21 protein-coding genes are annotated in these 21,100 nt (G+C 73.2%); 18 read left to right on the top strand and 3 right to left on the bottom strand.

The genetic code is table 11. From position 1 onward, the window contains the following. Window positions 1-99 precede the first annotated feature (99 nt). From ACFFJG_RS00135 to pheT, 11 genes are all read left to right on the top strand, one after another. Window positions 100-612: an SseB family protein gene (locus ACFFJG_RS00135; protein ID WP_378516586.1), complete on the top strand. Its 513-nt coding sequence runs from the start codon at window positions 100-102 to the stop codon at window positions 610-612. Between the two features lie 232 nt (window positions 613-844). Then, complete coding sequence (infC, locus tag ACFFJG_RS00130) at window positions 845-1,600, top strand: translation initiation factor IF-3 (protein ID WP_378519427.1); 756 nt, start codon at window positions 845-847, stop codon at window positions 1,598-1,600. Window positions 1,601-1,722: 122 nt separating this feature from the next. Continuing rightward, the gene (locus tag ACFFJG_RS00125; RefSeq protein ID WP_211731670.1) at window positions 1,723-1,935 is read left to right on the top strand and encodes a large ribosomal subunit protein bL35; all 213 of its coding nucleotides are present in this window, start codon (window positions 1,723-1,725) and stop codon (window positions 1,933-1,935) included. Between the two features lie 73 nt (window positions 1,936-2,008). Continuing rightward, window positions 2,009-2,395: a 50S ribosomal protein L20 gene (gene rplT / locus ACFFJG_RS00120; protein WP_090971165.1), complete on the top strand. Its 387-nt coding sequence runs from the start codon at window positions 2,009-2,011 to the stop codon at window positions 2,393-2,395. 5 nt (window positions 2,396-2,400) lie between these two features. Next, entirely contained in the window at window positions 2,401-3,180 is a 780-nt protein-coding gene (locus ACFFJG_RS00115) for a TrmH family RNA methyltransferase (RefSeq protein ID WP_378516585.1), read from the top strand. Between the two features lie 22 nt (window positions 3,181-3,202). Continuing rightward, window positions 3,203-3,466, top strand: coding sequence for a DUF4031 domain-containing protein (locus ACFFJG_RS00110; protein WP_378516584.1), 264 nt, complete (start codon window positions 3,203-3,205; stop codon window positions 3,464-3,466). A 10-nt stretch (window positions 3,467-3,476) separates the two neighbouring features. Continuing rightward, window positions 3,477-4,553 (top strand): sensor histidine kinase, encoded by a 1,077-nt coding sequence (locus tag ACFFJG_RS00105; protein WP_378516583.1) that lies wholly within the window; start codon window positions 3,477-3,479, stop codon window positions 4,551-4,553. 71 nt (window positions 4,554-4,624) lie between these two features. Next, window positions 4,625-5,323 (top strand): response regulator transcription factor, encoded by a 699-nt coding sequence (locus ACFFJG_RS00100; protein WP_378516582.1) that lies wholly within the window; start codon window positions 4,625-4,627, stop codon window positions 5,321-5,323. Continuing rightward, complete coding sequence (locus ACFFJG_RS00095; protein ID WP_378516581.1) at window positions 5,320-7,998, top strand: DUF4153 domain-containing protein; 2,679 nt, start codon at window positions 5,320-5,322, stop codon at window positions 7,996-7,998. The genes ACFFJG_RS00100 and ACFFJG_RS00095 overlap by 4 nt, the downstream gene beginning before the upstream one ends. A 153-nt stretch (window positions 7,999-8,151) precedes the next feature. Then, window positions 8,152-9,249: a phenylalanine--tRNA ligase subunit alpha gene (gene pheS, locus ACFFJG_RS00090; RefSeq protein ID WP_378516580.1), complete on the top strand. Its 1,098-nt coding sequence runs from the start codon at window positions 8,152-8,154 to the stop codon at window positions 9,247-9,249. A gap of 17 nt (window positions 9,250-9,266) precedes the next feature. Beyond that, on the top strand, window positions 9,267-11,765 hold the full coding sequence (gene pheT / locus ACFFJG_RS00085; protein WP_378516579.1) for a phenylalanine--tRNA ligase subunit beta: 2,499 nt from the start codon (window positions 9,267-9,269) through the stop codon (window positions 11,763-11,765). 70 nt (window positions 11,766-11,835) lie between these two features. On the opposite strand, the gene ACFFJG_RS00080 is transcribed toward pheT, so the two are convergent. Further along, window positions 11,836-12,255, bottom strand: a complete 420-nt coding sequence (locus ACFFJG_RS00080; protein ID WP_378516578.1) for a hypothetical protein — start codon at window positions 12,253-12,255, stop codon at window positions 11,836-11,838. Further along, window positions 12,228-12,638 (bottom strand): maleylpyruvate isomerase N-terminal domain-containing protein, encoded by a 411-nt coding sequence (locus tag ACFFJG_RS00075; RefSeq protein ID WP_378516577.1) that lies wholly within the window; start codon window positions 12,636-12,638, stop codon window positions 12,228-12,230. The genes ACFFJG_RS00080 and ACFFJG_RS00075 overlap by 28 nt, the downstream gene beginning before the upstream one ends. A 91-nt stretch (window positions 12,639-12,729) precedes the next feature. Between ACFFJG_RS00075 and argC the strand changes: the two genes are divergently transcribed. From argC to argG, 7 genes are read left to right on the top strand one after another with little or no spacing between them, the layout of a single operon-like run. Beyond that, window positions 12,730-13,758, top strand: coding sequence for an N-acetyl-gamma-glutamyl-phosphate reductase (gene argC, locus ACFFJG_RS00070; RefSeq protein ID WP_378516576.1), 1,029 nt, complete (start codon window positions 12,730-12,732; stop codon window positions 13,756-13,758). Then, entirely contained in the window at window positions 13,758-14,909 is a 1,152-nt protein-coding gene (argJ, locus tag ACFFJG_RS00065; RefSeq protein WP_378516575.1) for a bifunctional glutamate N-acetyltransferase/amino-acid acetyltransferase ArgJ, read from the top strand. The genes argC and argJ overlap by 1 nt, the downstream gene beginning before the upstream one ends. After that, window positions 14,906-15,871 carry an acetylglutamate kinase gene (argB, locus tag ACFFJG_RS00060; protein WP_378516574.1) on the top strand — a complete coding sequence of 322 codons (966 nt, stop codon included), beginning with the start codon at window positions 14,906-14,908 and terminating at the stop codon, window positions 15,869-15,871. The genes argJ and argB overlap by 4 nt, the downstream gene beginning before the upstream one ends. Continuing rightward, window positions 15,868-17,064 carry an acetylornithine transaminase gene (locus ACFFJG_RS00055; protein ID WP_378516573.1) on the top strand — a complete coding sequence of 399 codons (1,197 nt, stop codon included), beginning with the start codon at window positions 15,868-15,870 and terminating at the stop codon, window positions 17,062-17,064. The genes argB and ACFFJG_RS00055 overlap by 4 nt, the downstream gene beginning before the upstream one ends. After that, entirely contained in the window at window positions 17,061-17,984 is a 924-nt protein-coding gene (argF, locus tag ACFFJG_RS00050; protein WP_378516572.1) for an ornithine carbamoyltransferase, read from the top strand. The genes ACFFJG_RS00055 and argF overlap by 4 nt, the downstream gene beginning before the upstream one ends. A 5-nt stretch (window positions 17,985-17,989) precedes the next feature. After that, on the top strand, window positions 17,990-18,532 hold the full coding sequence (locus tag ACFFJG_RS00045; RefSeq protein ID WP_378516571.1) for an arginine repressor: 543 nt from the start codon (window positions 17,990-17,992) through the stop codon (window positions 18,530-18,532). Next, on the top strand, window positions 18,529-19,965 hold the full coding sequence (gene argG / locus ACFFJG_RS00040; RefSeq protein WP_378516570.1) for an argininosuccinate synthase: 1,437 nt from the start codon (window positions 18,529-18,531) through the stop codon (window positions 19,963-19,965). The genes ACFFJG_RS00045 and argG overlap by 4 nt, the downstream gene beginning before the upstream one ends. Window positions 19,966-19,968: 3 nt before the next feature. On the opposite strand, the gene ACFFJG_RS00035 is transcribed toward argG, so the two are convergent. Beyond that, a partial coding sequence (locus ACFFJG_RS00035; RefSeq protein ID WP_378516569.1) for an FGGY family carbohydrate kinase occupies window positions 19,969-21,100 on the bottom strand: 1,132 nt, incomplete at its 5' end.

The raw sequence follows: 21,100 nt of genomic DNA, 5'->3' as shown, positions 1-21,100 counted from the left end.
GCCCACGACCCCGGCGCTGACCCCCACCCCGACCCTCAACCCGGCCCTCACCCCGGCCCTCACCCCGGCCCTCACCCCGGCCCTCACGGCGAGGCCCTGGTGCGCACCATCCCCGACCCCGGGTTCGCCGACGACCGCGGTGCGGCCGACCCGGCGCTGGCGCGGGTGCTCACCGACCACGCCGCCGGCGCGGTGACCTCGGCCGCCGTGCTGTCGGTGCTGCAGGACGCGCGGCTGCTGGTCCCGGTCGTGGCGGTCCTGGGGGAGGTCGAGGTCGACGACCACGGCCTGGCCCACGACAAGTCGTCCGACATGGCGGCGGTGCTGGTGCAGGCCGGCGACGGCAGCACCGGGCTGCTGGCCTTCACCTCGACCGCGGCGATGGCGCGCTGGGACCCCGCCGCGCGGCCGGTGCCGGTGACCGCGGGCACCGCCGCCACCGCCGCCGTCCAGGACGGGGCGGAGGCGCTGCTGGTCGACCTCGCCGGCCCAGCGACCTACGTCGTCGACGGCGACGACCTCGCCCGGCTCGCCGCGGGGTGGCGGCTGGTCGCCCTCGGTGACGACACGGGAGCGGGCGGTCACGGCTGGATTGGCCCCTCGGCGGAATGATCGGCTAACCTTCCGTGTTGACCGATCAGTGACGCATGCACCACCCGCGTCGCAGATCCCGCCAAGCGGAGGCAAGCAGCACCCGTCTCCCACCCGCACCGATCGCCCTGCACCACAGATCGTCGGGTCCAGGTCCCAGTAGCCACCGCGCCGCGCGCGACGGTGGTCACCAGTTCCCGAGAGCTCGGGGACGGGTCGTCGACTGGCTCCCGCTTGGCACACAGCGGGAGCCATTGTTCATTTCCGGGGCACACCAGTTCCGGGCGGGCAGCAGCTCCCACCCACCCGAACCACTGGAGGACCCATCAGCACCGAGCTGCGCATCAACGAGCGGATCCGCGTACCCGAGGTCCGGCTCGTCGGACCCAACGGCGAGACCGTGGGGATCGTGCCGACCGACCAGGCCCTGAAGCTGGCCCAGGAGGCCGACCTCGACCTCGTCGAGATCGCTCCGCAGGGACGTCCCCCTGTCTGCAAGCTCATGGACTACGGCAAGTTCAAGTACGAGAACGCCCAGAAGGCCCGCGAGTCGCGTCGTAACCAGACGAACGTGATCATCAAGGAGATGAAGCTCCGGCCGAAGATCGACAAGCACGACTACGAGACCAAGAAGGGTCACGTCGTGCGGTTCCTCGGTGCGGGCGACAAGGTCAAGATCACGATCATGTTCCGCGGTCGCGAGCAGCACCGCCCCGAGCTCGGCTTCCGCCTCCTGCAGAAGCTGGCCGAGGACGTGCAGGAGCTCGGCTTCGTCGAGTCCTCGCCCAAGCAGGACGGCCGCAACATGACGATGGTGATCGGCCCGCACAAGAAGAAGGCCGACGCCAAGATCGACGCCGACGCGGCCCGTGCCTCGAAGGAGCAGGCCCGCGCCGAGCGCAAGGCCGAGGAGGACGCCGAGCGCGAGGCAGCCCACGCGGCCGGCCCGGTGGCCCAGAAGAAGGAGCGTCGCCGCTCCGAGAACCTGGACCCTGAGATCGAGGCCTGAGCGAAGCGAAGGGCTCGATCGAGCAGGTCGCGGCGAAGCCGTGACATCGGCCGGAGCCGTGACAACGGCCGCACCGTCGGCCGCCACACACCCCGAACCACGCACAAGAAGGTGAGGCAGACATGCCGAAGAACAAGACCCACTCGGGCGCGAAGAAGCGCTTCAAGGTGACCGGCTCGGGCAAGATCCAGCGCCTGCAGGCCGGCCGCAAGTCCGGCGCTGCGTTCGCGTCCGCCCCGACCACGGGCAGTCGCAAGAAGCACCGCCGCAACGCCGGCGTCGTCGAGCTCGAGAAGGCCGACGTCGCCCGCGCCAAGAAGATGCTCGGCATCTGAGGCCACCCACCGCACACCCCCTGGTGGCCCAGCCGCCGTCCATCTGATCTTCATCCGCACCAAGGAGTAACCCATGGCACGCGTCAAGCGCGCAGTGAACGCCCAGAAGAAGCGTCGTACCACCCTCGAGCGGGCCAGCGGCTACCGCGGCCAGCGCTCGCGGCTCTACCGCAAGGCCAAGGAGCAGGTCACCCACTCGCTGGTCTACAGCTACAACGACCGCCGCAAGAACAAGGGCAACTTCCGCAAGCTCTGGATCCAGCGCATCAACGCCGCGGCCCGCGCCAACGGCATGACCTACAACCGCTTCATCCAGGGCCTCGGCCTGGCCGGCATCGAGGTCGACCGGAAGATCCTCGCCGAGCTCGCCGTCAACGACGCCCCGGCCTTCGCCGCGCTCGTCGAGGCCGCCAAGGCCGCGCTGCCCGAGGACGTCAACGCGCCCAAGGTCTCCGCCTGAGCCACATGAGCACCCCTCTGGCCGTCGGCAACAGCCGCGTCAAGGAGGCTCGCAAGCTGAGCCGCCGCTCGGTACGCACCGAGCGGCGGCTCTTCCTCGCTGACGGCCCGAAGGCCGTCGAGGGTGCGCTGTCGGTCGCTGGCTGCGTGGTCGAGGTCTTCGCCACCGCGCAGGCGCGGGAGCAGCACGCCGCCCTCCTGGCGGGCGTCGAGGTCACCCTCGTCGACGACCGCGCGATGGACTCCCTGTCGGACTCGGTGTCGCCCGCGGGGGTCGTCGCGGTGTGCCGTCCGGTCGACGCGCCGCTGGAGCGGGTCGTCGAGGCCGCGCCCCGGCTGCTGGCGATCTGCGCCGACGTGCGCGACCCCGGCAACGCCGGCACCGTGATCCGCACGGCCGACGCCGCCGGCGCCGACGGCGTCGTGCTGGCGGGGCAGTCCGTCGACCCCTACAACGCCAAGACCGTCCGGGCGACGGTCGGCAGCCTGTTCCACCTCCCGCTGGCCCTCGAGCCCGACCCGGTCGCCGCCGTGCGCGCGGCGCAGCACCGCGGCCTGACCGTCCTGGCCGCCGACGGCGCGGGCGAGGTCGACCTCTTCGACGCCGACCTCACCGGGCCGACGGCGTGGCTGTTCGGCAACGAGGCGTGGGGCCTGCCAGACGAGCTCGCCGCGGTGGCCGACCACCGCGTCGCCATCCCCATCCTCGGCCGCGCCGAGAGCCTCAACCTCTCGACGGCCGCGGCCGTGTGCCTCTACGCCAGCGCCCGGGCCCAACGCTCCTGAGCGCTCGCTAGGCTCGGCGGCGATGATCCTCATCGATCCGCCCCGCGTGCCTCGCTGGGACCGGCTCTGGTCCCACCTGGCCAGCGACACCTCCTACGACGAGGTGCACGCCTTCGCCGCGGCCCACGGCGTCCCGGCGCGGGGCTGGGACGGCGACCACTACGACGTCCCCGCCGAGCACTACGAGGCGATGGTCGCCGCCGGCGCGGTGCCCGTGTCGTCGCGCGAGCTCGTCGTCGCGCTGCGATCTGCGGGTCTGCGCCGCCCGAAGCCGCTGCGCGGCTAGGGTGGCCGGCGTGTCGGACAGCAACGGGCGGCGGGTGGACAGCGGTCCCAGCAGGCTGCACTCCCTGGCCGACTTCTACCCCGACGGGATCCTCGGTGCGACGCGCGAGGGCGTGGTGACGCTCCTCAACGCGCAGGCCGCCTCGCTGCTCGGCGTCGACCGGGAGGCGGCGTTCGGCAGGCCGCTCGACGAGGTCCTCCGGCTGCTCGACCAGGACGGGCGCACGTGGCTGGCCGCCAACCGTCCCTTCGAGAGCATCAACATCGTCCGGGCCGTGCCCGAGCAGTCGTGGCTCAACCCCTCCGGCGACGAGGTGCTCACCACCGCCACGCTGATCCGCGACGCGCCGCGCGGACGGGTCGCCGGCATCGCGGTCGGCCTGCGCAGCGGCCGGGGCCGCGCGCTGCTCGACCGGGAGCGCTCCGACCTCGTCGCCACCGTCGCCCACGAGCTCCGCTCGCCGCTCACCGGTGTGAAGGGTTTCGTGCAGGCCCTGCTGAACCGCTGGGACAAGCTCAACGACGACCAGCGCAAGCTGATGCTCACCACCGTCAACGCCGACGCCGACCGCCTCGCGCGCCTCATCGCCGAGCTGCTCGACGTGGCCCGCATCGACACCGGACGGCTGCAGCTCTACCCGCGCGAGACCTCGGCCAAGGTGCTGGTGAGCCGGGTGGTCGGGTCGATCGAGGCCGGGACGGCGCGCTCGATCACCCTCGAGGTGGAGGACGACCTGCCCGACGTCTTCGCCGACCCCGACAAGCTCACCCAGGTCGTGACGAACCTCGTCGAGAACGCCATCCGGCACGGCCAGGGGCAGGTCAGCGTGAGCGTGGTGGCCTCGCCCGAGCTCGACGGGGTCCGGATCATCGTCGACGACGAGGGCGACGGCATCCCGGTCGAGCTGCGCCGACGGGTCTTCACGAAGTTCTGGACGACCGGCGAGTCCGGTGGCAGCGGGCTCGGGATGTACATCATCGGAGGTCTCTCCCGCGCCCACGGCGGATGGGTGACCATCGCCGACGCGCCGGGTGGCGGCGCACGGGTGATGGTCGACTGGCCCAGCGAGGACGTGCGCCCCGCCTGAGGCGTCGACCTCCACACAACCTCCACGAGTCGTCCGCCACTCCCGCCCCTCGCGGCTCCTAGGGTCGTGGCATGACGTCCCGCAAGGTCCTCGTGGTCGAGGACGAGCGCACCATCAACGACGCGCTGGCCCAGCGCATGAGGGCCGAGGGCCACGACGTGCTGCAGGCCTTCGACGGCCCGTCGGCCGTCGAGCTCGCCCGCACCGGGCGGCCCGACGTGGTGCTGCTCGACGTCATGCTGCCGGGCCTCGACGGCCTCGAGGTCTGCCGGCGGGTCCAGGCCGAGCGCCCGGTGCCGGTGCTGATGCTCACCGCGCGCGACGACGAGGCCGACGTGCTGGTCGGCCTCGGCGTCGGGGCCGACGACTACCTCACCAAGCCGTTCTCGATGCGCGAGGTCGTCGCCCGCGTCGCAGCGCTGCTGCGCCGGGTCGAGCGGGCCGCCGCGCTGGCCCACGAGCGTCCGGCCGTCATCGACGTCGGCGACCTGCGGGTGGATCCGGGCGCGCGCCGCACGACGGTGGCGGGGGAGCCGGTGCACCTCACGCCGACGGAGTTCGACCTGCTGCTCTGCCTGGCCCGTGAGCCCGGCCAGGTGCTCTCCCGCGAACGGCTGCTGCGCGAGGTGTGGGACTGGGGCGATGCCTGGGGCACGCCGAGCGCGGGCCGCACCGTCGACAGCCACGTCAAGGCGCTGCGCAGCAAGGTCGGTGCGGGTCGGATCCGCACGGTCCACGGGGTCGGCTACGCGCTCGAGGACCAGCTGTGAGTCTTCCGCCACCGGCCACGCCCGGTCCGCCGCGCACGCCGCTGGCGGCGGTCTCCAGCATCAAGGCCAAGCTCGGGCTGCTCGTCGTCGCGTCGGTCGTGACGGCGGTCGTGCTCACCCTGCTCGGCGCCGCGGCCGACGTCTCGCCGTGGCTGGTGCTCCCGGTCAGTGTCGCGCTCGCGCTGGGGGTGACCCAGCTGCTCGCGGCCGGGATGGTCGAGCCGCTGCGGCGGATGGCCGAGGTGTCGCGGGCGATGGCCCGCGGCGACTACTCGGGGCGGGTGCGGACCACGTCGACCGACGAGGTCGGACGCCTCGCAGCGGCGTTCAACACCATGGCCGAGGACCTCGAGGCCGTCGACCGCGAGCGCCGCGACCTCATCGCCACCGTCTCCCACGAGCTGCGCACCCCGCTGACCGCCATGACCGCCCTGCTGGAGAACCTCGCCGACGGGGTCGTGCCGGCCGATGGGGATCACCTGGAGGCCGCACTGGCGCAGGCGCAACGGCTGGGCCGGCTGACCGACGACCTGCTGCGGCTGTCCCGGCTCGAGGCCGGCGTGGTGGATCTCGACCGCCGCGAGGTCGCCCTGCGCGACCTGGTCGAGGTCTCGGCCGCCGAGGTCGCCTCGGCGGGCCGCGACGGCCGGACAGCGGTGGAGATCGCGCCCGACCTGGTCGTCCGCGCCGACCCCGACCGGCTGCGACAGCTGCTGGTCAACGTCCTCGACAACGCCGGCCGCCACGCACCGGCCGGCACGGCGGTGACCGTCACCGGCGGGTCGGACGGACGGTCGTGGTGGCTCGAGGTCGTCGACGCCGGCACAGGGGTGGCACCGCAGGACCGCGAGCGGGTCTTCGAGCGCTTCGGCACCGACGGCGCCGGCGGGACCGGGCTGGGCCTGGCCATCGCCCGCTGGGTCGCCGCGCTCCACGGCGGCACCCTCCGCTTCCTCGACCCGGTCGGGGGCACCGGGGCGCGGCTCCGCCTCGAGGTGCCGGTCACGACCCGAGCCGCAGCGCCCGCAGCCCCCGACGTCCCCGATGCCCCTGCCGTCCCCGCCCGTCCGAGCCCTCAGGAGGCCGCCGTGACCACGACCGCACCCGTCCCGCACCCGACTGTCCCGGAGGCGCCGGAGCAGGTGCGGACCGCACCCGGGCTCGACGGCCTGTTCGGCCGCTTCTGGCCCGAGCCCGGGCTGCCGCCGGGGCTGCGCACGGTGCTCGCCGCGGCCGCCGCCGGCGTCGTCGCCGGGGCCGCGCTGTCGTTCACCGCACCGGGGATCACCTGGACGCTCGTGGCGGTCGTCTCCGGGGCCGCCGCGCTGGCCACCGCCCGCCGCCGCCGCGAGCCCTGGACGCTCGGCTGCGCCGGACTGGCGCTGCTGCTCGTGCTGCCGATGACCCTGCTCGACGCGTGGTGGGTGCAGATGCTGTGCCTGGTCGCCGCCGCTGCCGTGTTCCTCTGCGGCGTCACGGGAGTCCGGACCGTGCCGGGCATCCTGCTGACCGGGCTCTCCTGGCCCCTCGCGTCGTTGCGTGGGCTGCCGTGGTTCGCGCGGTCGCTGCGGCTGGCCGGCAGCGGGGCACGCACGCCCGCACTCGTCCGCACCGCCGCCTGGTCGCTGCTCGGGCTCGGCGTCTTCGGCGCCATCTTCGCCAGCGCCAACCCGGTCTTCGGCTCGTGGGTCGACCAGCTGGTCCCGAGCCTCACCTTCAACGACCTGGTCGGGCGAGCCTTCCTCGCCTGCTTCGTCTTCGCCGTCACGCTCGGCGCCGCCTACCTCGCCCTCAACCCGTCCGAGGTCGACCTGCTGGGCGCTCGTCGACCGCAGCCGCTGGCCAACCGGTTCGAGTGGCTGGTGCCGGTGCTCGTCGTCGACCTCGTCTTCGTCTCGTTCATCGCGGCCGAGGCACGCGCCCTCGTCGGCGGCTCCGCGTACATCCGCGAGACGACGGGGCTGACCTACGCCGAGTTCGTCCACCAGGGCTTCGGCCAGCTCACGCTCGCGACCGCGCTGACCGTGCTCGTCGTCTGGGTCGCGAGCCGCAGGGCGGGCGACACCCGTGACGACCGTCGCTGGCTCCTCGGGTCGGTGGGCCTGCTGTGCACCCTCACGCTGCTCGTCGTCGTTTCCGCCCTCCGCGGGATGGCGGTCTACCAGGACGCCTACGGCTTCACGACGCTCCGGCTCTTCGTCGACGTCTTCGAGGGCTGGCTCGGCTTCGTGGTGCTCGCGATCATGGTCGCCGGCGTCGCCCGGCGCGGACGGTGGCTGCCGCGCGTCGCGCTGGTCTCCGGGGCGGTGGGCCTGCTCGGCCTCGCCGCCCTCAACCCCGACGCGTGGGTGGCCGGTCGCAACCTCGACCGCTACGAGGCGACCGGCAGGATCGACCTGCGCTACCTCCAGGACCTCTCGGCCGACGCGGCGCCGGTGATCGCCCAGCGCCTGCCGGCGGACGTCTCCCGCTGCGTCCTGCAGTACCTGCCCTGGAACGAGATGCGCGCGGACACGCTCGACGACGCGCGCGCCTGGAACCTCGCGCGCAGCCGCGCGGAGGGACCGCTCGCCGACCTCGGCCTGCTCCCGACGCAGGAGCAGACGTCCTACGCCGTCGGCACGGCAGGCCCGACCGACCCGTGCGCCGGCGTCTGGGAGGCGTTCGGGGAGTAGCATCGCGGTCGTGGACACGAGCCTGCGATTTCTGCGCCCCGGACCTGGTCCGTCGGGCTGCTGACGCTGACCGGGTCCGGGGAGGCCTCCGACCCGACCGTCGTCCCCACCTAGAATCTGCGGCGTCCTGATGACGCCGCGCGAAAGGGAGCCATGTCAGGCCCCAACACCGACTACGACCCCGTCGAAGTGACCCCGCTCAAGGCCGACCAGGTCGACGAGGTGCGCGAGGCGGCCCTGGCCGCGATCGCCGCCGCTGCCGACCTCGACCAGCTCAAGCAGGTGCGCCTCGACCACGCCGGCGACCGGTCGCCGATCGCCCTCGCGAACCGCGAGATCGGTGCGCTGCCGCCCCAGGCGCGCAAGGAGGCCGGCCAGCGCGTCGGCCAGGCGCGCGGCGCCATCAACCAGGCGCTCGCCGCCCGCCAGGCGGTGCTCGAGGCCGAGCACGAGGAGCGGATGCTGGTCGAGGAGACCGTCGACGTCACGTTGCCGACGACCCGCCGCCGTCGTGGCGGGCGCCACCCGCTGACGCTGCAGTCCGAGCTCATCGCCGACCTCTTCGTCGCCATGGGCTACGAGGTCGCCGAGGGCCCGGTCGTGGAGGCCGAGTGGCTCAACTTCGACGCCCTCAACCTCGGGCCCGACCACCCGGCCCGCACGATGCAGGACACGTTCTGGACCGAGCCGGCCGAGGACCACGTCGTGCTGCGCACGCAGACCTCTCCGGTCCAGGCCCGCACCATGCTGACCCGCACGCCCCCGATCTACGTCGTGTGCCCGGGACGGGTCTTCCGCACCGACGAGTACGACGCCACGCACTCGCCGATGTTCCACCAGGTCGAGGGCCTGGTCGTCGACGAGGGCATCACCATGGCCCACCTCAAGGGCACGCTCGACCACTTCGCCTCCCAGCTCTTCGGCGACGGCATCACGACCCGGTTCCGGCCGTCGTACTTCCCCTTCACCGAGCCGTCCGCCGAGGTCGACGTGCTGTGCTTCGTGTGCCGCAACGTCGACCCCGCGAGCTGCCGCACCTGCCGCGGCGAGGGCTGGATCGAGTGGGGCGGCTGCGGCGTGGTCAACCCGCGCGTGCTGGTCGCGTGCGGCGTGGACCCCGAGGTCTACAGCGGCTTCGCGTTCGGCATGGGCATCGACCGCTCGTTCATGTTCCGCCACGACCTGGAGGACCTCCGCCCGCTCTTCGAGGGCGACGTCCGGTTCAGCAGCGCCTTCGGCACCGAGATCTGAGAGGGGACGCAGAAGCCATGAAGGCCCCACTGTCCTGGATCCTTGACCACGTCGACGTCCCCCCCGGGACGACGACCGACCACATCACCGACCGGCTCACCCTCACCGGCCTCAAGCTCGAGGCCGTCGAGAGCCCCGGCCGGGACATCACCGGACCGCTCGTGGTCGGCCGGGTGCTCACCATGGAGCCCGAGCCGCAGAAGAACGGCAAGACGATCAACTGGTGCACCGTCGACGTGGGCGACGCCAACGGCACCGGCGAGCCGCAGGGCATCGTCTGCGGGGCGCACAACTTCGCCCCGGGCGACCTCGTCGTCACCGTGCTGCCCGGCGGCGTGCTGCCCGGCGGGTTCGAGATCGGCGCCCGCAAGACCTACGGGCACCTGTCCGCCGGAATGATCTGCTCGGCCCGCGAGCTGGGCCTCGGCGACGACCACGACGGCATCATCGTGCTGCCCGAGGGCGCGGGCGAGCCCGGCCAGGACGTCCGTCCGCTGCTGGGCCTCGACGAGGAGACCATCGAGTTCGAGATCAACCCCGACCGGGCGTACGCCCTGTCGATCCGCGGCATCGCTCGCGAGGTGCTGGTCTCGGTGGAGGGGGCGAGCGGCTTCCGCGACCCCGCCGACCGCGACACCCCCGCAGCCGACGCCGATGGTCACCCGGTGGTCGTCGAGGACGCCGAGGGGTGCCCGGTGTTCGTCGCGCGCACGGTCACCGGCTTCGACCCCAGCGCGCCCACCCCCGACTTCATGGTCCGTCGGATCACCGCGGCGGGCATGCGACCGATCTCCCTCGCCGTCGACGTCACCAACTACGTGATGCTCGAGACGGGTCGCCCGATCCACGGCTACGACGCCGACAAGGTGCAGGGCACGCTCGTCGTGCGCCGTGCCCGGCAGGGCGAGACGCTGACCACCCTCGACGGGGCGAAGCGCGTGCTCGACCCGGGCGACCTCGTCGTCACCGACGACTCCGGCATCATCGGGCTCGGCGGCGTGATGGGCGGCGAGACCACCGAGATCTCCGGCACCACCACGTCGGTGCTCGTCGAGGCCGCCCACTGGGACGCCGTGTCGATGTTCCGCACCGGCCGTCGCCACAAGATCACGTCCGAGGCCGGCAAGCGCAACGAGCGCGGCGTCGACCCGACCATCTGCGAGGCGGCCGCCGACCGGGTGGTCGAGCTGCTCGTCGAGCATGGCGGCGCCACCGCCCACCCCGGCGTCACGGTCGTCGGCACGCCGCCGGCGATGCCGACCATCGAGGTGCGCGGCGACCTGGCCGCCCGGGTGTCCGGCATGGAGATCAGCGAGGAGCGCAGCGTCGAGTGCCTGCGCGCCATCGGCTGCGAGGTCTCGGTCGCCGGTGCGGGCTCCGGCGCCCTCTCGGTCACCCCGCCGCCCTGGCGCCCCGACCTCACCGACGAGCAGGACTTCTCCGAGGAGGTCATCCGCCTCGTCGGCTACGACCGCGTCCCGTCCGTGCTGCCCACCCCGCCGTCCGGCCGCGGCCTGACCCGGGCCCAGCAGCTGCGCCGGCGCGTCGGCCGCACCCTCGCCGGCGCCGGGTGGGTCGAGGTGGTCAGCTTCCCGTTCGTGGGGGAGCCCGACCTGGACGCCCTCGGGCTCGCCGCGGACGACGAGCGCCGCGACCTGCTGCGCCTGACCAACCCGCTGAGCGCCGAGGCGCCGTTCATGACCACGACGCTGCTGCCGGGCGTGCTCCGCACCGCCGGCAAGAACGTCGGCCACGGCACCACCGACCTCGCGGTCTTCGAGACCAGCACCGTCACCCGGCCCCGGCACGCCGGCCCTGCGCCGATCCTGCCGGTGGACCGACGGCCGACCGACGAGGAGCTCGCCGCGCTCGACGCCGCTCTCCCCGCCCAGCCGCTCCACCTCGCGCTGGTCGCCTCGGGCGCCGTGACGAGCGACGGCTGGTGGGGCCAGGCGGCGCGGGTCTCGTGGGCCGACGCGGTCGACGCGGTGCGCGCCGTCGCCGACGCGCTGGGCCTCGAGCTCACCGCTGCAGCCGCGTCGCGGGCGCCCTGGCACCCCGGCCGCTGCGCCGCGCTCTCCGTGGACGGCGAGGTGGTCGGCCACGCCGGTGAGGTCCACCCGAAGGTCTGCGAGGCGTTCGGACTGCCCCAGCGCACGGTCGCCGCCGAGGTGGACCTCGACGCGCTCATCGCCCGGGCGGTCCACCTGCGTCCGGCGCCCGCCTTCTCGTCGTACCCGGTCGCCAAGGAGGACGTCGCGCTCGTCGTCGACGCGTCCGTGCCGGCCGCCGACGTCGAGGCGGCGCTGCGCGAGGGCGCGGGCGAGCTGCTCGAGTCGCTCCGGCTCTTCGACGTCTTCACCGGCCCGCAGGTCGGCGAGGGGAAGAAGTCGCTGGCCTACGCCCTGCGCTTCCGGGCGCCCGACCGGACCCTCAAGGAGGGCGAGGCCGCAGCGGCGCGCGACGCCGCGGTGAAGGTCGCCGCGGAGCGCACCGGGGCCGTGCAGCGCGCCTGAGCCGCACCCCCCCGACCCCGCACTGGGCCTTGAGTCTCCTGGAGACTCAAGGCCCAGCGCACGTCCGGCCTCAGGTGATCGGGGACCCCACGACCGCCCGGAACCGCGCCAGCACGTCGCGGTCGCCGGCCGTCGACACCCCGGCGTCGTCCGTGCGGTCCCACAGCCACAGGTCGAGGGTCGCGGCCGTCCCGTCGACGACCACGTCGGGCTCGAGGTCGGGGTCGTCCGGCGCCTCCACCACGTGGAAGTCCTCCTCGCCGGCGTACGACGTCCCGCTCTCGGGGTCGGTGCCCGAGAACGTCCCGAAGCGCACCCAGAAGGCGTCCCCGGTGTCGGTGACGTCGACCCGGACCAGGCCCTCGCCGGGCTCCCAGGAACCCCACGACGGCATCCCGCCGTACATGACGTCGAGGCACTCGTGCACGCCGTCCGCGGCCAGGGCCGCACCGACCTCGCTCGTCAGCCCGGCCGTCTGCTCGGCGTCCACCCGGTGGACGAGCGCCTCGTGCGCTGCCGGCGCAGGATGAAGCCGACGGTGTGGTCCTCCGACCAGTTCCAGGCCTCGTCGCGCGGGTCTGCGGCCTCCAGCGCGACGGCGAGGTCGGTCGACCACGCGTCGAACGTGGTGAGGAGCTCCACGTACGACTCCGGGCGCTGGGGCTCGACCTCCTCGGGGCGCTCGGGGCGGGCGCGGACGACCTCGGCCCACCACCGCTGGACCGTCGCGAGGTGCCAGAGCAGGTCGGCGGCGCTCCAGTCGGGACAGGCCGGGACGCGCGCGTCGGGGTCGCAGCCCGCCAGCGCGGTGCGGAACAGGGCGGACTCGGAGCGGATGGCGGACAGGTAGGCATCGGGTGCGAGACGGGTCACCCGGCCACCGTAGGGGAGGGAGCCGACCGCGGTCGCGTGCGTTCCCGTGTCCGGTTCGCACGCTCATGCAGAGTTATGTATAGTCATGCACATGTCCGCATCAGTCGCCGTCGCCGGAGCCAGCGGGTACGCCGGGGGTGAGGTGCTGCGCCTGCTGCTCGGCCACCCGGGCGTCGAGATCGGCGCGGTCACCGCGGGCAGCAACGCCGGCGAGCGCCTCGGGTCGCTCCAGCCGCACCTGCTGCCGCTCGCCGACCGCGTCCTGGCCGACACCACCGCTGAGACCCTGGCCGGCCACGACGTCGTCTTCCTCGGCCTGCCCCACGGGCAGTCCGCGTCGATCGCCCGTGCCCTGGGCGACGACGTGGTCGTCGTCGACTGCGGCGCCGACTTCCGGCTCACCGACCCGGGGGAGTGGCAGGCCTTCTACGGTGGCGAGCACGCCGGCTCGTGGCCCTACGGCCTGCCCGAGCTGCCCGGCCAGCGCGAGCTGCTCCGCGGGGCACGGCGCATCGCCGTGCCGGGCTGCTACCCGACGGTGTCCACGCTCGCCGTCGTCCCTGCGCTCGCGGCAGGACTCGTCGAGCCGGACGTCACGGTCGTCGCCGCCTCGGGCACCAGCGGCGCGGGCAAGGCCGCCAAGACGCACCTGCTCGGCAGCGAGGTGATGGGCAACGCCAGCGCCTACGGCGTCGGTGGCAGCCACCGGCACACGCCCGAGATCGTCCAGAACCTCAGCGGGCTCACCGGCACGCCGGTCCGGGTCGGCTTCACGCCGCTGCTCGTGCCGATGTCGCGCGGCATCCTCGCGACGGTGCAGGCACCCCTGCTCACGGGAGTGACCGCCGAGCAGGTCCGCGACGCCTACGTGTCGGCCTACGCCGACGAGCCCTTCGTGCACGTCCTCCCCGAGGACCAGTGGCCGCAGACCCAGTCCGTGCTCGGCTCCAACGCCGTGCAGGTGCAGGTCGCGGTCGACGAGCGCGTACGACGACTCGTGGCGGTGGCCGTGGTCGACAACCTGGCCAAGGGCACCGCCGGCGCCGCCGTCCAGTGCATGAACCTCGCCCTGGGCCTCGACGAGGCCACCGGGCTCTCCACGATCGGACTCGCACCGTAATGACCACCACCCACCCCGCCGGCTTCACCGCGGCCGGCGTCGCCGCCGGGCTCAAGGCCACCGGCGCCAAGGACCTCGCCCTGGTCGTCAACCACGGGCCCACCTTCGACTCCGCCACCGTCTTCACCGCCAACCGCTGCAAGGCCAACCCCGTCCTGTGGAGCCAGGAGGTCGTCAAGGACGGCACGGTGAAGGCGGTCGTGCTCAACTCCGGCGGCGCCAACTGCTACACCGGGCCGGAGGGCTTCCAGACCACGCACGCCGTGGCCGAGGAGGTCGCCGCCGGGCTCGGGATCGGCGCCATCGACGTCGTCGTGTGCTCGACCGGCCTGATCGGGCTGGTCAACGACCGCGGCGACCTCCTGGCCGGCGTACGAGCCGCCACCGCCGCGCTGTCCGCCGACGGCGGAGCGTCGGCCGCCGAGGCGATCATGACCACCGACTCGGTCAGCAAGAACACCGTCGTCGAGGGCGCCGGCTGGTCGATCGGCGGCATGGCGAAGGGCGCGGGCATGCTCGCCCCGCAGCTCGCCACGATGCTGGTCGTCCTCACCACCGACGCGGTCGTCCCGGCCGCCGAGCTCGACGCCGCGCTGCGCGCCGCGACCCGCGTCAGCTTCGACCGGCTCGACTCCGACGGCTGCATGTCCACCAACGACACCGTCACGGTCATGGCCAGCGGCGCCAGCGGCATCACGCCGACCCCGGAGGACTTCACCGCCGCGCTGACCCAGGCCTGCACCGACCTGGCGATGCAGCTGCTCAAGGACGCCGAGGGCGCCGACCACGAGATCGCGATCACCACCCTCCACGCCGCGAGCGAGGAGGAGGCGGTCGAGGTCAGCCGCAGCGTGGCCCGCAGCAACCTGTTCAAGGCCGCGGTCTTCGGCAACGACCCCAACTGGGGCCGGGTCCTGGCCTCCATCGGCACCACGCGGGCGCAGTTCGACCCCGCCGACCTCGACGTCGCGATGAACGGCGTCTGGGTCTGCCGCAGCTCCACCCCGGCGGAGGACCCCGCCACGGTGGACCTCACCGGCCGCGAGGTCAGCGTGACCATCGACCTCAAGTCCGGCGACGCCCGCGCCACCGTCTGGACCAACGACCTCACCCACGCCTACGTCCACGAGAACAGCGCCTACAGCTCATGAGCCAGCCCGAGAACACCCAGGACCCCCACCCCGTCGCCCCGTCCCCGCCCCGGCCCGACCCGGCGAAGGCCCGCACCCTCGCCGCCGCGCTGCCGTGGCTCAAGCGCTACCACGGCCGCACGATCGTGGTGAAGTACGGCGGCAACGCCATGACCGACGACGCGCTCAAGGTCGCGTTCGCCGAGGACATCGCCTTCCTCCGCTTCGCCGGCTTCAAGCCCGTCGTCGTCCACGGCGGCGGCCCGCAGATCTCGCGGATGCTCGACAGGCTCGGGATCCGCTCCGAGTTCCGCGGCGGCCTGCGCGTCACGACGCCGGAGGCGATGGACGTCGTCCGCATGGTGCTCGTCGGGCAGGTGCAGCGCGAGCTCGTCGGCCTCATCAACCAGCACGGTGCGCTCGCGGTCGGGCTGTCCGGTGAGGACGCCGGGCTCTTCCGGGCCGTGGCGACCAGCACGGTCGTCGACGGCGAGGAGGTCGACCTCGGCCTGGTCGGCGAGGTCGCCGAGGTCCGGCCCGAGGCGGTCCTCGACCTCATCGAGGCCGGTCGCGTCCCGGTCGTCAGCTCGGTCGCCCCCGACGCCGACGGGCGCGTGCACAACGTCAACGCCGACACGGCCGCGGCCGCCCTCGCGGTCGCGCTGGGGGCGGAGAAGCTGCTCGTGCTCACCGACGTCGAGGGCCTCTACCGCGACTACGGCAACTCCGACGACCTGATCCAGGAGATCAGCCCCGAGAGCCTCGCCGAGATGCTCCCGATGCTCGACGCCGGGATGGTCCCGAAGATGCGCGCCTGCCACGAGGCGGTCACCGGGGGAGTGCCGCGGGCGACCGTCGTCGACGGCCGCGAGCCGCACGCGGTGCTGCTCGAGATCTTCACCGACGAGGGAGTCGGCACCCAGGTGCTCCCGGGCGTCCCCACCAAGCTGCGCAAGGCCTACTCCGCGGAGGACCCGTCATGAGCGACCTGAAGGACCGGTACGCCGACGCGGTCATGAACACGTTCGGCCCGCCCGCGATCGCCCTCGCCCGAGGCCGGGGCGCTCGCGTGTGGGACACCGACGGCAAGGAGTACGTCGACCTGCTCGGCGGCATCGCGGTCAACGCCCTCGGCCACGCCCACCCCGCCCTGGTCGAGGCGGTCACCACCCAGCTGCAGACGCTCGGCCACGTGTCCAACTTCTTCGCCACCGAGCCGCAGGTCCGGCTCGCCGAGCGGCTCCTCGAGCTCCTCGGCTGGACCGGTGAGGGCCGGGTCTTCCTCAGCAACTCCGGCGCGGAGGCCAACGAGGCCGCGCTCAAGCTCACCCGGCGCACCGGCCGCACCCGGCTCGTGGCGGCCGAGGGCTCGTTCCACGGCCGGACGATGGGCGCGCTGGCGCTGACGTCGAAGGCTGCCTATCGCGAGCCCTTCGCCCCGCTCCCGGGAGACGTCACCTTCGTCCCCTACGACGACGTCGCCGCCCTCGAGGCGGCGGTCGACGAGACCGTCGCCGCGGTCGTGCTGGAGCCGATCCAGGGCGAGGCCGGCGTCGTCGTCCCGTCGCCCGACTACCTCGCGGCCGCCCAGCGGATCGCCCGCGAGCACGGCGCGCTGCTGTGGCTCGACGAGGTGCAGACCGGCATCGCCCGGACCGGCGCCTGGTTCGCCCACCAGCTGCTCGACGGCGTCGAGCCGGACGTCGTCACGTTGGCCAAGGGCCTCGGCGGCGGCATGCCGATCGGCGCGACCGTCGCGCGCGGGGCAGCGGCCACCCTCCTGCAGCCCGGCAACCACGGCACCACCTTCGGCGGCAACCCGGTCGCCGCCGCCGCGGCGCTCGCGGTCCTCGCCACGGTCGAGGCCGACGGGCTCCTCGCGGCGGCCACCACGCAGGGCGACCGGCTGGCCGCGCTGCTCGCCGGGCTGGACGGCGTCGTCGCCGTCACCGGCGCCGGCCTGATGCGCGGCGCCGAACTCGACGGCCCCTACGCGCCCCACGCGGTGGCGGCGGGGCGCGACGCCGGGCTGGTGGTCAACGCCACCGGACCCAGCCGCCTGCGCTTCGTCCCGCCCCTGGTGATCACCGACGCCGACCTCGACGTCGTCGCCCGGGCGCTGCCCACCGTCCTCGACCACGCCCGCGCCGCCCACGCCCAGGAGACGTCCTCATGACCCGCCACTTCCTCCGCGACGACGACCTGTCGCCCGCCGAGCTGCTCGAGGTGCTGGACCTGGCCGACGCGATGAAGGCCGACCCCTTCGGCCACAAGCCGCTGGCCGGCCCGCACACGGTCGCGCTCGTCTTCGACCGGCCGACGCTGCGCACGCAGGTGTCGTTCGCGGCCGGCATCGCCGAGCTCGGTGGCAACCCGATGACCGTCGACGGCGGCCTCGCCGCGATGGGCTCGCGCGAGGGCGTCGAGGACGTCGCCCGTGTCCTCGGGCGCCAGGCCTCCGCGATCGTGTGGCGCACCGCCCACCAGAGCGACGTCGTCACCATGTCCGAGCACGCCGGCGTTCCCGTCCTCAACGCGCTGACCGACGAGTTCCACCCGTGCCAGCTGCTGGCCGACCTCCAGACCGTGCGCGAGCACAAGGGTCGCCTCGCCGGCGTCCGCGTCGCCTTCGTGGGCGACGGCGCCTGCAACATGGGCAACTCCTGGGTGCTCGCCGGGGCCGCCGCCGGACTGCACGTCGTCGTCGGGGCGCCGGACGGCTTCAGCCCCGACGCCGACGTCGTGGCCCGGGCCCGGGAGGTCGCCCAGGACACGGGCGGCTCGGTCGGGCTCACCACCGACCCGGCGGAGGCCGTCGCGGGCGCCGACGTCGTGGTCACCGACTCGTGGGTCAGCATGGGCCGCGAGGAGGAGGCGCGGGAGCGGATGCGGATCTTCCCGCCCTACGGCGTCACCGACGAGCTGCTCGCCCACGCCGCCGACGACGCGATCGTCATGCACTGCCTGCCGGCCTACCGCGGCAAGGAGATCTCCGAGGCCGTGATCGAGGGTCCGCAGTCGGTGGTGTGGGACGAGGCGGAGAACCGCCGGCACGCCCAGAAGGCCGTGCTCACCTGGCTGCTGGAACACTCATGAGCGCCATGACCCCCCTGACCAAGGGCGCGCGCCACCAGCGGATCGTCGACATCGTGACCTCCCAGCCCGTGCGCTCCCAGACCGAGCTCGCCCAGCTCCTGGCCGACCACGGCGTCCGGGTCACCCAGGCCACGCTGAGCCGCGACCTCGACGAGCTCGACGCGGTCAAGGTGCGCGGCACCGACGGGGCGCTGGTCTACGCCGTCCCCGGCGAGGGCGGCGACCGGTCCGCCCAGGCACCCCGCGAGAGCGCAGCCGGACGCGAGCGGCTGGCCCGGCTGTGCGCCGAGCTCCTCGTCAGCGCGGAGGCCAGCGCCAACCTCGTCGTCCTCCGCACGCCCCCGGGCGCCGCGCAGTTCCTCGCCAGCGCCTTCGACAAGGCCGACCTCGGCGACGTCCTGGGCACCATCGCCGGGGACGACACCCTCCTGGTCATCGGCCGTGACCCGCAGGGCGGCGACGCCCTCGCGCAGCGGTTCCTCGACCTCGCCAACGACCACCACCACACCGGCACCACCCACCCGAGCACTGCAAAGGACACCCCGTGAGCAAGGTCCTCACCTCCCTCCCCGTCGGCGAGCGCGTCGGCATCGCCTTCTCCGGCGGCCTCGACACCTCCGTCGCCGTCGCCTGGATGCGCGCCAAGGGTGCGGTCCCGTGCACCTACACCGCCGACATCGGCCAGTACGACGAGCCCGACATCTCCGGCGTGCCCTCGCGCGCTATGCAGTACGGCGCCGAGCTGGCCCGCGCCGTCGACTGCAAGACCCAGCTCGTCGAGCAGGGCCTCGCCGCGCTGGCGTGCGGCGCCTTCCACATCCGCTCCGGCGGACGCCAGTACTTCAACACCACGCCGCTGGGCCGTGCCGTCACCGGCACCATGCTGGTCCGCGCGATGCACGACGACGGCGTCAACATCTGGGGCGACGGGTCGACCTTCAAGGGCAACGACATCGAGCGGTTCTACCGCTACGGCCTGCTCGCCAACCCCGACCTGCGCATCTACAAGCCGTGGCTCGACGCCGACTTCGTCACCGAGCTCGGCGGGCGCCACGAGATGAGCGCCTGGCTCACCGAGCGCGACCTGCCCTACCGCGACAGCCAGGAGAAGGCGTACTCCACCGACGCCAACATCTGGGGCGCCACCCACGAGGCCAAGACGCTCGAGCACCTCGACGTCTCCCTCGAGACCGTCGAGCCGATCATGGGCGTGAAGTTCTGGGACCCGTCGGTCGCGATCGAGACCGAGGACGTCACGATCCGCTTCGACCACGGCCGTCCGGTCGCGATCAACGGCACCCGCTACGACGACCCGGTCGCGCTGGTCCACGAGGCCAACACGATCGGGGGCCGCCACGGCCTCGGCATGTCCGACCAGATCGAGAACCGGATCATCGAGGCCAAGTCGCGCGGCATCTACGAGGCCCCCGCGATGGCGCTGCTCTTCGCCGCCTACGAGCGGCTGGTCAACGCGATCCACAACGAGGACACCGTCGCGCAGTACCACAACGAGGGCCGCAAGCTCGGCCGGCTGCTCTACGAGGGCCGCTGGCTCGACCCGCAGGCGCTGATGATCCGCGAGTCGGTGCAGCGCTGGATCGCCTCCCTCGTGACCGGCGAGGTCACCCTCCGGCTCCGCCGCGGCGAGGACTACACGATCCTGCGCACCGACGGCCCCGCGTTCTCCTACCACCCCGACAAGCTGTCGATGGAGCGCACCGAGAACGCCGCGTTCGGCCCCACCGACCGGATCGGCCAGCTCACCCTGCGCAACCTCGACATCGCCGACTCGCGCTCCAAGCTCGAGCTCTACGCCGCGCAGCCGCTCGACCAGGGCCAGGTGCTCGTCGAGCACGGCACCCTGTTCGGCGCGATCGAGTCCGGCGGCTACGACCGGATCACCGACAACCCCGCGGCCCGTTCGGAGGGCTCTGACGAGCGCGCCCTCGACCAGGCCGCGATGGAGTCCGGCACCGACTGAGGCTCACTCCACGTCGTCGTCGACCCAGTCGAGGGTCTTGGTGACGGCCTTCTTCCAGTTGCGGTAGAGGCGCTCGCGCTCCTCCTCCGGCATCTGGGGGGTCCAGCGCTTGTCCTCGCCCCAGTTGTCGCGGATGTCGTCCTCGTTCTCCCAGTAGCCGACCGCGAGGCCGGCGGCGTACGCCGCACCCAGGGCCGTCGTCTCGGCGACCTTGGGTCGGACGACGTCGACGCCGAGGATGTCGGCCTGGAACTGCATGAGCGTCTCGTTGACGACCATGCCGCCGTCGACGCGCAGCTCGGTGAGCGGGACGCCCGAGTCGGCGTTCATCGCGTCGAGCACCTCGCGGGTCTGGAAGGCGGTCGACTCCAGCACCGCGCGGGCGATGTGGTTGCGGTTGACGAAGCGGGTCAGGCCGACCAGCGCGCCGCGCGCGTCCGAGCGCCAGTGCGGGGCGAACAGGCCGGAGAACGCGGGCACGAAGTACGCGCCGCCGTTGTCCTCGACCTTCATCGCGAGGTCCTCGATCTCGGCGGCGGAGCCGATCATGCCGAGGTTGTCGCGGATCCACTGCACGAGCGAACCGGTGACGGCGATGGAGCCCTCGAGCGCGTAGACGGTGTCCTGGTCGCCGATCTTGTAGCAGACCGTGGTGAGCAGGCCGTTCTCGCTCGGCACCTGCTCGGTGCCGGTGTTGAGGAGCATGAAGTTGCCGGTGCCGTAGGTGTTCTTGGCGGTGCCCTTCTCCAGGCAGGCCTGGCCGAAGGTCGCCGCCTGCTGGTCGCCCAGGATCCCCGCGATCGGGGTCCCGTTGAGCACGCCGGGCTTGCACTCGCCGTAGACCTCCGACGACGACTTGATCTCCGGGAGCATCGACAGCGGGATGCCCATGTCGGAGGCGATCGACTCGTCCCAGCTCTGGTCCTCCAGGCGCATCAGCATGGTGCGGCTGGCGTTGGTGACGTCGGTGACGTGCACGCCGTCGTTCTCCGCGCCGCCGGTGAGGTTCCACAGCACCCACGTGTCGGTGTTGCCGAAGAGCAGGTCGCCCGCCTCCGCCTTCTCCCGCGCCCCCTCGACGTTGTCGAGGATCCAGGTCACCTTGGGCCCGGAGAAGTACGTCGCCAGCGGCAGG

The sequence above is a fragment of the Nocardioides zeicaulis genome (assembly GCF_042432345.1).
Taxonomy (GTDB): Bacteria; Actinomycetota; Actinomycetes; order Propionibacteriales; family Nocardioidaceae; genus Nocardioides; species Nocardioides zeicaulis.
Note: the sequence above shows the minus strand (reverse complement) of the source record. Positions and strands in the feature narration are given on the sequence as shown.

What these genes read in the sequence shown, in the direction of transcription:
- ACFFJG_RS00125 (WP_211731670.1), top strand. Translation starts at nt 1,723, where the DNA reads ATGCCGAAGAACAAGACCCACTCGGGCGCGAAGAAGCGCTTCAAGGTG.
- rplT (WP_090971165.1), top strand. Translation starts at nt 2,009, where the DNA reads ATGGCACGCGTCAAGCGCGCAGTGAACGCCCAGAAGAAGCGTCGTACC.
- ACFFJG_RS00115 (WP_378516585.1), top strand. Translation starts at nt 2,401, where the DNA reads ATGAGCACCCCTCTGGCCGTCGGCAACAGCCGCGTCAAGGAGGCTCGC.
- ACFFJG_RS00110 (WP_378516584.1), top strand. Translation starts at nt 3,203, where the DNA reads ATGATCCTCATCGATCCGCCCCGCGTGCCTCGCTGGGACCGGCTCTGG.
- ACFFJG_RS00100 (WP_378516582.1), top strand. Translation starts at nt 4,625, where the DNA reads ATGACGTCCCGCAAGGTCCTCGTGGTCGAGGACGAGCGCACCATCAAC.
- pheS (WP_378516580.1), top strand. Translation starts at nt 8,152, where the DNA reads ATGTCAGGCCCCAACACCGACTACGACCCCGTCGAAGTGACCCCGCTC.
- pheT (WP_378516579.1), top strand. Translation starts at nt 9,267, where the DNA reads ATGAAGGCCCCACTGTCCTGGATCCTTGACCACGTCGACGTCCCCCCC.
- argC (WP_378516576.1), top strand. Translation starts at nt 12,730, where the DNA reads ATGTCCGCATCAGTCGCCGTCGCCGGAGCCAGCGGGTACGCCGGGGGT.
- argJ (WP_378516575.1), top strand. Translation starts at nt 13,758, where the DNA reads ATGACCACCACCCACCCCGCCGGCTTCACCGCGGCCGGCGTCGCCGCC.
- argB (WP_378516574.1), top strand. Translation starts at nt 14,906, where the DNA reads ATGAGCCAGCCCGAGAACACCCAGGACCCCCACCCCGTCGCCCCGTCC.
- ACFFJG_RS00055 (WP_378516573.1), top strand. Translation starts at nt 15,868, where the DNA reads ATGAGCGACCTGAAGGACCGGTACGCCGACGCGGTCATGAACACGTTC.
- argF (WP_378516572.1), top strand. Translation starts at nt 17,061, where the DNA reads ATGACCCGCCACTTCCTCCGCGACGACGACCTGTCGCCCGCCGAGCTG.
- ACFFJG_RS00045 (WP_378516571.1), top strand. Translation starts at nt 17,990, where the DNA reads ATGACCCCCCTGACCAAGGGCGCGCGCCACCAGCGGATCGTCGACATC.